The sequence below is a fragment of the Parageobacillus galactosidasius genome (assembly GCF_002217735.1).
Taxonomy (GTDB): Bacteria; Bacillota; Bacilli; order Bacillales; family Anoxybacillaceae; genus Parageobacillus_B; species Parageobacillus_B toebii.
Genome location: NZ_NDYL01000002.1, coordinates 54048 through 66571, shown reverse-complemented (window position 1 = coordinate 66571; position 12524 = coordinate 54048). Strand labels below are relative to the sequence as shown.

Here is a 12524-nt window from a genome sequence, read left to right as displayed (position 1 = left end):
GCGCGAAACAATCATTCGCGCCTTTTGATTTTTAGAATAAAATCTTGGAAAGATACACGATCATCGTCACCGTCACCGAACTAAGCAGCGTTGACACAAATACCGCTTGGGCGGCATAATCCGGATGGTGGCCGTATTCGAGCGCATAAAGCGCGGTGTTTCTCGAACAAGGATACGAACTTGCGATGAATAAAGCTTGAGCGGTCACTCCCTCAAGATGCAGCGCAAAAATAATCACAACAGCAACCGCCGGTGAAAGAAGCAGACGGCTGAAAACGCTAAGATACAACAACGGCGGCAGCTGTCTCAAATTAATATAAGCCACTTGCGCTCCCAGCGTCAGTAAAGCAATGGCCAAAAATGCATTGGCGACATTTTGAAGAGGATTCCAAATAAACGATGGAACCGGAATATGCAGCGACCGAAAAAGCAATCCAAGCAACAGTGCGTATATAATCGGGTTTTTCAAAAATTCTGCCGTCACTTTTCCTTTCTTTTCGCTAGCAGATATAAAATTAAACACACCGTATGTATTCGTAAGGAAATTTTGGAAAATCGCCACGACAATTTGAATCGATAGCCCTAACGGCTGCTGGTGAAACACAAGCTGGCTTACTGGAATGCCGAAATTACCGGAATTATTAAGAACGATTGTATTTTGAAACGTCGCCGCTAAACTACGGTCCAGCTTCATTAATTTTGCCATGACTGTGCTAATGGCGATTAGCACTCCATTTTGCAGCAGTAAAAACGCGAGTACGCCCAACAGAACATCACCGTTCATGTTGCTTTCATAAATATTTGTAAACCCAACAGCCGGTAGTAGCACATAGACATTTAATTTGGACAAGGTATTCATGTCAAAATGGAAAATGCGATGCAAAAACGCCCCAAGGCCGACAAGAAAAAATAATGGCAGTATCACATGGAGTAAAATAAGAAGAAAAATATCCACTTCCCCTCCTCCTATCTTTTTATCTTACAAAATTTGTTCCGGGTATGTTCTGAAATAAAAAATGATAATGAGCCGTGTTTGGAGCTTGATGCTATCTCTCCCTTGACAGAAAATAGAGAAAGACTACCCGCCCAAGGAAGTAGTCTTTCTCTTCCATATCTTCGCTGGCAATGGCCGATTTTCCTTTTAATTCATGACAAACGCATAAATTACATAGGTTCAATCTTTAAAACTTCGACTTTACCTGGATACGATTCTAAAATCTCTGAATACCAAACTTTTACTTTTTGTCCATTTTCTATTCCCCTTAAAGTACCAAACCCCTTAATTAATAACTTACTCATATTATATTTTCTTCTTAATTCCTGTATTGTTAATTTGTTCGCGTCTTCCTGAACAAAATCTGGATCTTCAACTAAATATACTTCGCCTTCTTTCCTAATTATAAACCCTTCTAAAGTAGCTTCTTGGTTAAGAGATTGGTTAGTTCTATATTCGTTAAAAAAATAATTAATACTATAAAACCTAAAATAGCACTCACTAAAATATATCTTTCCATACACTTACCTCCTAATACATTATATCTGTATGAAAAAATTATCGTCGATTTCAGTAGATTTCAGTAGATAATGTTTACAATAAATCTTAAAAAAAAACAAATTATTCATATTATTCGGGAAGGAGGGGGTTCATTGATTTATTTTCATCAAGTGAACAAATATTACGGCGATTTCCACGTACTAAAAGATATCAATTTAACCATTCATCAAGGGGAAGTTGTCGTCATTATCGGACCATCCGGTTCTGGGAAAAGCACGTTAGTTCGTTGCATCAATCGTTTGGAAACGATTTCAAGCGGCGAATTAATCGTGGATAACGTCAAAGTCAATGACAAAAACATCGACATTAACCAATTGCGGCGCAATATCGGCATGGTGTTCCAGCATTTCAATTTATACCCTCATATGACCGTATTGCAAAACATTACGTTAGCACCGATGAAAGTGCTTCGCATTCCGGAAAAAGAAGCGAAAGAAACCGCGATGTACTATTTAGAGAAAGTAGGAATTCCGGACAAAGCGAACGCCTATCCGTCCGAGCTGTCCGGCGGGCAGCAGCAGCGCGTTGCTATCGCCAGAGGACTGGCGATGAAGCCGAAAATTATGCTATTTGACGAACCGACATCGGCGCTCGATCCAGAAACCATTGGGGAAGTGCTTGATGTCATGAAACAATTGGCAAAAGAAGGCATGACGATGGTCGTTGTGACACACGAAATGGGATTTGCCCGTGAAGTTGCGGACCGCATCGTCTTTATGGACCAAGGCCGTATTTTGGAAGAAGCACCGCCGGAAGAATTTTTCGCCAATCCAAAAGAAGAACGGGCAAAAGTATTTCTGAGCCGCATTCTCAACCATTAATAATCAAAAAAATGTTTTAAATCAAACAAAGGGGGTTTTTTCATGAAAGGAAAAACAGTTTGGAAAATGTGGATCACGCTTGCGCTTATCGCACTATTCAGCATCACTGCTTTAGCCGGGTGCAGCAGCGAATCGTCAACATCCAACAAAGGGGATGGGGCAAAATCGACGGAAACGTCGGGCGGAACGAACACGTTAGAAAAAATTAAAAAACGCGGCAAACTCGTTGTTGGAGTAAAGTATGACTTGAACTTGTTCGGTTTAAAAAATCCAGAAACCGGAAAAGTAGAAGGGTTTGATATTGATATTGCCAAAGGATTAGCGAAAAAAATTCTTGGTGATGAAAATAAAATCGAACTAAAAGAAGTGACATCCAAAACACGCATTCCAATGCTCAATAACGGAGAAATTGATGCGATTATCGCGACGATGACCATTACGGAAGAGCGGAAAAAAGAAGTTGATTTCTCTGATGTGTATTTCATGGCCGGACAATCGTTACTTGTCAAAAAAGACAGCAAAATTAACAGCGTAAAAGATTTGAAAAAAGGGATGACCGTATTAACGGCAAAAGGTTCTACATCCGCGCAAAACATCCGCAAAGTAGCGCCAGAAGTCAATGTATTAGAATTTGAAAACTATGCTGAAGCGTTTACAGCGCTAAAAGCTGGGCAAGGCGATGCGCTCACAACGGACAATGCTTTGCTTTTGGGAATGGCAAAACAAGATCCAAACTACCGCGTTCTTGACGAAACGTTTACCGAAGAACCATACGGCATCGCCGTCCGCAAAGGAGACAAAGAATTTTTGCAAGTCATTAACGAATACTTAAAAGAAATTAAAGAAAACGGCGAATACGACAAAATTTATGAAAAATGGATTGGGAAAAAACCGCAACAATAAATCATGAAAGAACAGATGAGCGAAGCCTGTTTCGCTCATCTGTTTCATCTTAGGTTAGGAAAGAGGTGGAATCATCATGTTAAGATATTCGATTTTGCTAGAACATTGGGATATGTATTTGCAAGGGTTTGCCAACACGTTAAAAGCAAGCGTTCTAGCTCTTATCGGCAGCTTGGTCATTGGCATCATTATCGCGATCTTCCGCATCGCGCCAATTCGCCCGCTAAACTGGATCGGAACTGTCTATGTAGAATTTATTCGCAACATTCCGCTTATTTTAATCGTCTTTGTATTCTTTGTCGGCTTTCCCGCTATCGGTATACGTTTTGATTCCTTTACAGCAGGAACATTAGGCCTTATGGTATATACCGCTGCATTTATTGCGGAAGTAATCCGATCTGGAATCCTTGCTGTTCCAAAAGGCCAAATGGAAGCGGCGCGTTCCTCTGGATTGACATACTTGCAGACCATGCGCTATATCATCTTGCCGCAAGCGGTCAAAATTGTTATTCCGCCGCTTGGCAACCAATTTATTAACCTTGTGAAAAACTCGTCCGTTTTAGGAGTCATCGCCGGGCTTGACTTAATGTATTTCGGTGATTTAATTTCATCCGAAACGTTTGTTACATTTGATGTTTATATTTTCGTCGCATTGTTTTACCTTGTGCTAACTATACCGTTAAGTTTAGGTGTTGGATATTTGGAACGCCGTTTGGCAAAAAGTCGGTAATCGAGGAGGTAAGGACACATGGACTTTATCGGCGCATACGCTCCAGCACATCTCTCCTTTTTACTGCAAGGATTTTTGGTCACGTTGGAAGTTGCGTTTATATCCATTATTTTTAGTTTTATCTTTGGAATTATCATTGGTGTGATACGCTATACAAAAATACCTGGCATTTCACAAATTTTTGCCGTTATGGTGGAAACGATTCGGAACCTTCCGCTGCTCTTGATCATTTTCTTTACGTATTTCGCGCTGCCGGAAGTGGGATTAAAACTGGATAAATTTTATGCCGCTATTGTCGCCCTAGTTGTCTTTGAATCGGCAATGCTTTCGGAAATCGTTCGCAGCGGATTAAACTCGATTGATAAAGGACAAATTGAAGCGGCGCGTTCGTCCGGACTCACCTATATACAAACATTATGGCATATTATCTTGCCGCAGGCATTGCGCCGAATGGTGCCGCCGATTGTCAGCCAATTTATTTCATTGCTGAAAGATACATCGCTAGCGATCGTGATCTCCCTTCCAGAATTGATGAACCACGCGCAAATTATTAATGGAAGAAATGTCAATTATGTGATACCGATTTTTATTCTTGTCGCGCTTATGTATTTTGTTGTCAATTATTCGCTATCTCTTGTTTCCAGAAGGCTCGAATATCGACAACGTTAGACTCATATAATGATTCTTTTTTTGAAAAATATGAAACTACTTCCACCTCATCTGTTATATAATAGAAACTGGGGTGGTGAAAAGGTGTGTGAAAAAAGGAAAAACGATGCGTGAACGGCTGTTGATCGTAACTATTCTAATATTGGCCACTGCTTTTTTCGGGGAAATGAAAATTAATCCGTTTAATAGCCCGTTCCGCTTCTCATTAGGGAGTGCTATCTTTTTTTTCGGACTTATTTCATTTGAGATGATTTCCCCGCTTTTTATTGGAATTTGCGCAGGATGTTTTGTCGTCGGATTCCGTATCGCCCTTGACATGCTGACTGGGCAAGCTGCGTTATCAGATAGTTTTTTTACTCATGCTCCAGCCGCGTGTTACTATATTAATTTTGCCTTGATCGTACAAATCACTCGCTTCCGCCGCTTGCTGGAATTTCCCATCCGCGCTGGCCTGCTTGGCGCAGTTCTTGATTTTTCGTCTAATGCATGCGAACTGTTCTTTCGTTATCTCCTTGATGAGTCATTCATCGTGACATACCAAGTGATGGTGGTAATGTTGTTATTCGCTATTTTACGAAGTTTCTGCGTCATCGGATTATATAATATTTTCGTGATGAAACATCTTCGCACCTTAGGGGAAGCGCGACAACAAGAGTTGGAACGTCTAATGATGATTAATACGGGGCTGTATGAGGAAACATTTTACTTGCAAAAATCGATGACATACATAGAAGAGATTACACGAAAAAGTTATGAGTTATATTCGCATTTGATGGAAGGAGAAAAAGTAAAACCACATGCCGTGCTTTATATCGCCGAACATATTCATGAAGTCAAAAAAGATGTACAACGTATTTTTGCAGGCTTATCGAAATTAATCGGGCAACAACCGTTGCGGCGGAGGCTTCCTATCAATGAACTTTGTGGAATGGTGGTACGCGCTAACGAAAAATACGCCGAGCTATTAGGAAAAAAGATTCAATTTATCCAAACGTGCCATGCGGATTTGTCGACCAACCATGTCTATGCCTTACTCTCTGTACTAAACAACTTAGTGGCAAACGCCGTGGAAGCCATTCCGACTTCTGGTTCGATTCATCTGCAAGTAGAATTACAACAAAGTAATCTCATTGTGGAGGTGACAGACACTGGGATAGGCATTGCCAAGGAAGATGCCGACTGGATTTTTCAGCCCGGCTTTACCACAAAATACGACCAACAAGGAAATCCGTCGACGGGAATCGGCCTTACCCACGCACGGGATATCGTACAAAGTCTTCATGGACATATACAACTTGTAAGCAGCAATCCAGGACAAACAACGTTTCGGTTGACCATTCCTACCAGCCAGTTGCTGCGAAAGGAGGAAATGTAATTCATGCCGCTTCGTTTTTTTCTTATTGAGGACGACGCCGTCGTACGAAAAATGCTTGAAAAAATTATTACAGAAAACCAGCTCGGCGAGGTCGTTGGTGAAGCAGAAGACGGCTTGAACGTTACAGCAGACCAACTGTATTCAGTCGATGTGGTGCTCATTGACTTATTGATGCCCGGACGCGATGGAATTCAAACGATGAAAAAATTAAGAGAAGAAGGGTTTAAAGGGCAATTTGTGATGATTTCCCAAGTGGAAAATAAAGAAATGATTGGACAGGCATACCTTCACGGCGTCGATACATACATTCAAAAGCCAATTAATCGTTACGAAGTGGTGGCAGTATTGAGGCGAGTAGCGGAACATATCTCTATCTCCCATTCCCTTGATTCGATTCGTCAGCTGCTGAAAGCATTAGATCAAACTGCAACAACCGCTTCCCCTTTACATCAAAAGGAACAAACGCAACTGGAACAACAAGTGCAACATCTTCTTCTTCTGTTAGGCATTGCCGGAGAAGCAGGAGCAGCAGATTTATTACTGATCATGCGCCACTTAGCAGAAAAAGAGAAATTGGGACAGACGATTCACGAATTGCCGTCTTTAAAAGAATTATACACCGAGCTTGTGCGACAAACACACCATCATCATGAATCCACCATTCAAAAAGAAGTGCGTGCCATGGAACAACGCATTCGCCGTATGGTGCTGCAAGCATTTACCCATTTATCTTCTCTCGGGCTCACGGACTATACCAATCCCACGTTCGAACACTTCGCTCCCCGTCTTTTTGATTTTGAAGAAATCCGAAAGCGTATGAAAGAGCTCGAAGCAGGAGAAAAAACAACAAAATGCCGTATTAATGTAAGAAAGTTTTTAACCGCTTTTTATATGGAATTAAAAAAGGCGTAACGCTTATTCTGATCGTTGGTGCGTCAAACGTTCCTTCCTTTCGTATCCGTTGTTGAACGTTAACTGTAAACTTTTTACTATTATGTAATTTTATCATAAACAGATAAATAAAACGCCACCGATATTCGGTGGCCATAAGCTTTATGCGCCTCGCACAAGGCGAAATTGTTGTCCTCCTTTGACATACGCAAGAAGAGGAAGATCGTCTTCGAAAATTCGTCCAATCACATTGACTTTCTCATCTGCTGGAAGATCTGTTAATGTGATTTGCAGCTCGCCAGCATATCTTCCATATTTTATATTATCAATGGTCACGCTGCCTTTTTGTCTTTCGATTGTACATGCTGGTGCTAATAAATGCTCTGGCCATGAGAAAGATAAGCGGGATTCGAGTGATCGAATGACGTCCCTTGCCGCGTCACGCCGATTCGTTTGAACCGTTTCCACCATGGAAAGCAGTTCATGTTGTTGCACAAGCGGCCGATAGCGCAGCGGAATAACCCCATCCCGAAACTCCTTCATTCGCGCAAGCACATCATCTGTCATCCCGCTATCGCCCACAAAAACTTTGTCTACGCCGCAATCCCGCACTAATTCCGCGTACGCGCAAAGCGGATCCATATATCGATGAGCCTCTAGCGTAGGAAGCCCTTGATGGAGCGGACCTCGTTTTTCTTTATTTCCCGGGATAAACGCGGCAATCGTTCGAATTCCTTTCCTGCGTAGAACCTGGTTTTTTTGAATGACTGTTTCTTTCGATAATCCCGTTTCCGGACGCGGATAAAAATTATGCCACGCTTCAATATGATTCCAGTTCACATCACAAAAAACAAGTTCATCGCATTCTTCTTCCGTCATCGTGCTCGCATTGAAAACAACCTTCATCCGGTGAGAAAACGTTGCTGCTTCTTTCATGGAAAATCCATCATCAAGCCGTAGTCCAATAATTCCTCCATCAAAAAGCAAATCAAGATTGTCTCCATTCACCCCAATTTTGGATAAAGAAGCCGGGGTAACGTCAGCGATGATCCCGACTCCGTATTTTCTCGCTAATTGCCCGATCTCCTGTAATCGCTTGCGATAAAAGGTAAGATCGTCTTCTGGAATATGAAGCGATGTAAATAGTTCCCGACATCCGAACAAATTTGCCTGTGCAAATCTTTTTTCGATTTGATCCGTTTGTTCTGATAAGTAGAAAGATAGATAGAACATCGAAACCACCTAGAATTAAATGTTTTCCGCCATTTCTTCTTTAAAGCCAAAGAAATACGTAAAAAGGAAACCAAACGTGTACGAAATGACCAATCCTAAGAAATAAAGAATATATTTATTGTCGGCGATTAACGGAATGAGCGATAAACCAGATACGCCGATTCCGAGCGCGGCTGTTTTCACAACTGCCTGAAACGCACCGCCGACTGCCGCGCCGAGACACGCGGTTAAAAATGGTCTTCCTAACGGCAGCGTTACCCCATACAACAACGGCTCGCCAATTCCTAAAAATCCAACTGGCAACGCCCCTTTAATAATGTTGCGAAGCCGTTTGTTTTTCGTTTTGACGAAAATCGCAATCGCCGCTCCTACTTGGCCTGCCCCTGCCATCGCTAAAATCGGAAGAATTGGAGTTGAACCGATTTTATTAATAAACTCCATATGAATTGGTGTCAGACCGTGATGCAATCCAACCATCACAAGCGGTAAAAACGTACCTGCCAAAATGGCGCCAGCAACCGCACCGCCAATATCCAACACTGCTTTGATTCCACTTGTAATGCCTAAAGATAACCATCCGGCAATCGGCTGAACGGCGATGAGCGTAAATAAACATACCATTAACACGGTTAAAAGCGGTGTCACAATAATATCAATCGCATTCGGAACGAATTTGCGGACACGCTTTTCCATGACCGCCATGAGCCATGCGGCCAACATCACCGCAAACAATCCGCCCCGTCCCGGCGTCAACGCTTCCCCGAACAGTTTAATATCGGCAAGCGCCGGGTTAAATACTAAAATTCCAGCAATCGCTCCCAACACAGGTGTACCGCCAAACTCTTTTGCCGTATTGTATCCGACTAAAACGCCGAGCGAAGCGAAAATGCCGCCGCCAATGAGCAATAATAGCTGCAGCCATGTTTCTGTTGGATCGACCCCGGCGTTTTTCGCAAAGTTAGCGATTCCGTTAATGATTCCCGATGCGACAAGACCTGGAATAAGCGGGATAAAAATGCTTCCGATTTTGCGCAGCAATCGTTTAAATGGCGTTTGGTTGCGTTGTTGAATCTCGGCTTTTTTCTGTGCTGCAATATCTTCCATCACTTCTCCAAGTTGTAACCCTGTTAATTCGCAAAGCGAAGCAGCTACCTTGTTAACGACTCCAGGGCCGACAACGATTTGCAATGTTTCATCTTCAATAACGCCCATGACACCTTCAATATTTTTAAGACCTGCGATATCGGCTTTTTGATGATCGCGCAATGACACTCTCACCCTCGTCATACAATGAGCAATACGTGTAATGTTTTCTTTCCCTCCAAGCCGTTCCAATATTTCAACGGCCATTTGTTGTTCCCTTTTCATTTCAACCTCTCCCCTTATTCACATATTTTTTTTATTGAAGCGCCTGGCGAACAAATCCATTCGCTTTTTGCAGACGCTCTGTCGCTTCTTCATAGCTGCATTGCAATAAAATCATGACAATCGCCGTTTTCACATGTCCCCGCGCCGCTTCGTAATAACGCGCCGCCGTCTTATCATCTACATCGGTTGCCTCCATAATAATTCGTTTAGCTCGTTCTTTTAGTTTAAAGTTTGTCGCCTGCACATCGACCATTAAATTCTTATATACTTTTCCGATTCCAATCATGGAAGCGGTGGAAATCATATTTAATACCATCTTTTGTGCTGTTCCTGCTTTTAAGCGAGTGGATCCTGTTAAGATTTCCGGGCCTGTTTCCACTTCAACGCTGACATCAGCGTATTTGCTAATTTCCGCTCCCTTATTGCAAGCAATGCTCCCAGTTGTGGCACCGATTTGCTTTGCGTATCGGAGCCCGCTGATCACATACGGCGTTCGTCCGCTCGCCGCAATGCCAATGACCGTATCTTTTGCCGTCAGTCCAATTGACTGTAAATCTTTTACTGCAAGTTCTTCGTTATCTTCCGCTCCTTCCACTGCGTTTGTAAGCGCTTCCAAACCACCTGCAATTAATCCTTGCACCATCTCCTTTTCCGTCCCAAATGTCGGCGGACACTCCACCGCATCTAAAATTCCGAGCCGACCGCTTGTACCAGCTCCCATATAAATGAGCCGACCGCCTTGCCGGAAAGACGCAATCACTTTTTGCACAAGCCTTTCGATGTGTTCTAATTCTTTCGAAACAGCAATGGCCACTGTTTGGTCTTCTTCGTTCATCACCTGCAAAATTTCTTTCGTCGTCATTTCATCTAAGTTCTGCGTTTTGTTGTTTCGTTGTTCGGTTGTTAAACGTTCTAGCAATCTTGTCACCTTCTTATAGATTTGAAATTTTATTTCTTATTTTAATTATATATATATGAAATAAAATATCAATTTTATTCTTCCATTTTCAAAAAATCTCCATAAAAAGAGAAAAGCAAGCATTGACTGCTCGCTTCCATAAATACTTATCTCCGCAACCGGACTACTTCTTCTCTCGTTTCATGAAATTTTTCCAGCACACGGCTTCCCACTTGATGGAACGTAATTAAATAGAGCGCATCAATGATATTCAGCTGCGTCATTCGCGATGCCATACTTCCGATCCGATGATCTTGCTCGACATCTGGAAGACATAGTTTGATATCTGCTTCCTTATACAATGGCGAAGATGGATCGAGTTTTGTAATCGCAATCACCGTGGCGCCTTGTTTTTTCGCAAACCGGGCAATTTCCAACACATCCTTTGTTCTTCCCGATGTGGAAACCGCGACAAATACATCATGTTTCTCTAAGTTTGCCGCAAGCGGAAGCATCGTATGAAAATCAGGAGACATCATCGACACATAGCCTAGCTTTGTAAATTTATAGCATGCATCCATCGCCGAAGAAGCTGATCCTCCGACTCCGTAAAATAAAATTTTTTTTGCATTGGCAATCGCTTCCGCTGCTTTTTCCAATTCCCGTTTATCAATCGTCGTCGTTGTCGCTTCGATCGCCGCTTTGTTGACATAGGTCACTTTATTAAATAAATCATACGGAGCATCTTGTTTTTCAATAATCGAAAAATCGTTAATGTTCATATCGGCAATCGTCAATTCACGGACAAGCGCCAATTTTAACGCGGTAAAGCTGCCAATGCCGATCGTTTTGCAAAAGCGAACGACACTCGCCTCACTAGATCCTGCGTTTTTCGACAGTTCCTTCGTCGTCATATTTGGCACAAGCTCCGCATGTTCCATAATATACGTAGCAATCTTTTTTTCAGCTGGTGAAAACCGTTCCATTTGATTTTCGATTTTCGCTAAAATGCTTAACTGCTTCATCATGATTCCTCTTCCTCTCTGTCCGCTTTCACACTTAATCTAATGTTATCATGCATCCATTATCAAGTGAAAGCAGCGCATATGTTGGTATTATACTTAGAAAAAACCGTTAGATGCGGCTTTTTGGATTAAGAGAGATGGATGCACATATTCATGTATTCATCCGCTCATTGATTGAGAAATATTAACTTATTTTTAAAATTTTTTAAATTTAAATAAAAAAATTTGAATTCAAGATATTTTTCAGATATGATTATTATAACCAAAACAAAAGGAGGAAAAAGGAACCATGACAAATTTTCAATTAGACAAAATTCATAGTTCCATATCTTTTCAAGTAAAACATATGATGATTGCTAAGGCAAAAGGAGAGTTCAACGAATTTGATATTGAAGTGGAAGGCGACATCAATCAGCTGGAATCTTCCAAAGTGAAAGTGACCATCCAAGCAGCTTCCATTGATACAAAAAACGAAGACAGAGACAACCACCTTCGCTCAGCCGACTTTTTCGATGTAGAACATTATCCAACCATCACGTTTATCAGCGATTCTGTTAAAAAGGTTTCAGATGATGAATATGAAGTAACAGGTCAATTAACGATTAAAGATGTTACAAAAACAGAGACGTTCAAAGTCGAATTTAACGGACAATCCAAAAATCCGATAACCGGAAGCATCGTAGCCGGCTTTGACGTAGAAGGAAAAATTAATCGCGAAGATTATGGCTTAACATGGAACGCGGCCCTTGAAACAGGAGGATTTCTTATCGGAAAAGAAGTAAAAATATTCGGAAGTTTTGAGTTTGTTGTCAGCTGATCTCTTCATGGCAAACGCCCTTAGCTTTTCAGTCAAGCTAAGGGCGCTTATTTCTTCACGATGGATGCCACATAAATCAGAAAGATATATCAAATCACGGGAATTTACACCATAGTTTTTAAAAGAGAAAGGAGACTAGCAATGCTTATTCCCCTATTCAAACTTCAATATCCCTTTTGTTACTTTTAATTCTCCATATTTCGGCATAATCTTCGGAATGTCTTGCAAAGTAAAATAAT

The 12524-nt window shown here is 41.6% G+C and carries 13 protein-coding genes; 7 read left to right on the top strand and 6 right to left on the bottom strand.

Features of this window, described 5'->3' with window-relative positions; all coding sequences use genetic code 11:
• Positions 1 to 31: 31 nt before the first annotated feature.
• Together B9L23_RS09615 and B9L23_RS09610 are read right to left on the bottom strand one after the other, a co-directional pair.
• The gene (locus B9L23_RS09615; protein ID WP_089097533.1) at positions 32 to 955 is read right to left on the bottom strand and encodes an AEC family transporter; all 924 of its coding nucleotides are present in this window, start codon (positions 953 to 955) and stop codon (positions 32 to 34) included.
• 209 nt (positions 956 to 1164) lie between these two features.
• Positions 1165 to 1518: a DUF3221 domain-containing protein gene (locus B9L23_RS09610; protein ID WP_245842377.1), complete on the bottom strand. Its 354-nt coding sequence runs from the start codon at positions 1516 to 1518 to the stop codon at positions 1165 to 1167.
• Positions 1519 to 1647: 129 nt separating this feature from the next.
• Between B9L23_RS09610 and B9L23_RS09605 the strand changes: the two genes are divergently transcribed.
• The 6 genes from B9L23_RS09605 (at position 1648) to B9L23_RS09580 (ending at position 6965) form a co-directional block, all read left to right on the top strand.
• Complete coding sequence (locus B9L23_RS09605; protein ID WP_015863749.1) at positions 1648 to 2376, top strand: amino acid ABC transporter ATP-binding protein; 729 nt, start codon at positions 1648 to 1650, stop codon at positions 2374 to 2376.
• Positions 2377 to 2418: 42 nt separating this feature from the next.
• Positions 2419 to 3279 (top strand): glutamate ABC transporter substrate-binding protein, encoded by an 861-nt coding sequence (locus tag B9L23_RS09600; RefSeq protein ID WP_089097532.1) that lies wholly within the window; start codon positions 2419 to 2421, stop codon positions 3277 to 3279.
• Positions 3280 to 3355: 76 nt separating this feature from the next.
• Positions 3356 to 4009, top strand: coding sequence for an amino acid ABC transporter permease (locus B9L23_RS09595; RefSeq protein ID WP_062754303.1), 654 nt, complete (start codon positions 3356 to 3358; stop codon positions 4007 to 4009).
• Positions 4010 to 4027: 18 nt separating this feature from the next.
• The gene (locus tag B9L23_RS09590) at positions 4028 to 4678 is read left to right on the top strand and encodes an amino acid ABC transporter permease (RefSeq protein ID WP_089097531.1); all 651 of its coding nucleotides are present in this window, start codon (positions 4028 to 4030) and stop codon (positions 4676 to 4678) included.
• 106 nt (positions 4679 to 4784) lie between these two features.
• A complete protein-coding gene (locus B9L23_RS09585) occupies positions 4785 to 6053 on the top strand; it encodes a sensor histidine kinase (RefSeq protein WP_089098300.1) in 1269 nt (422 codons plus the stop codon).
• A 3-nt stretch (positions 6054 to 6056) separates the two neighbouring features.
• A complete protein-coding gene (locus tag B9L23_RS09580) occupies positions 6057 to 6965 on the top strand; it encodes a response regulator (protein ID WP_089097530.1) in 909 nt (302 codons plus the stop codon).
• A 141-nt stretch (positions 6966 to 7106) separates the two neighbouring features.
• On the opposite strand, the gene B9L23_RS09575 is transcribed toward B9L23_RS09580, so the two are convergent.
• The 4 genes from B9L23_RS09575 to B9L23_RS09560 form a co-directional block, all read right to left on the bottom strand.
• Positions 7107 to 8177 carry a DUF871 domain-containing protein gene (locus tag B9L23_RS09575; protein WP_089097529.1) on the bottom strand — a complete coding sequence of 357 codons (1071 nt, stop codon included), beginning with the start codon at positions 8175 to 8177 and terminating at the stop codon, positions 7107 to 7109.
• A gap of 15 nt (positions 8178 to 8192) precedes the next feature.
• Positions 8193 to 9545: a PTS transporter subunit EIIC gene (locus B9L23_RS09570; protein WP_089097528.1), complete on the bottom strand. Its 1353-nt coding sequence runs from the start codon at positions 9543 to 9545 to the stop codon at positions 8193 to 8195.
• 31 nt (positions 9546 to 9576) lie between these two features.
• Positions 9577 to 10464 (bottom strand): N-acetylmuramic acid 6-phosphate etherase, encoded by an 888-nt coding sequence (murQ, locus tag B9L23_RS09565; protein WP_089097527.1) that lies wholly within the window; start codon positions 10462 to 10464, stop codon positions 9577 to 9579.
• Between the two features lie 146 nt (positions 10465 to 10610).
• Positions 10611 to 11468, bottom strand: a complete 858-nt coding sequence (locus B9L23_RS09560) for a MurR/RpiR family transcriptional regulator (RefSeq protein ID WP_089098299.1) — start codon at positions 11466 to 11468, stop codon at positions 10611 to 10613.
• Between the two features lie 289 nt (positions 11469 to 11757).
• Here B9L23_RS09560 and B9L23_RS09555 point away from each other — a divergent pair, with 289 nt between their 5' ends.
• Positions 11758 to 12285, top strand: a complete 528-nt coding sequence (locus B9L23_RS09555; RefSeq protein WP_089097526.1) for a YceI family protein — start codon at positions 11758 to 11760, stop codon at positions 12283 to 12285.
• Positions 12286 to 12524: the final 239 nt, after the last annotated feature.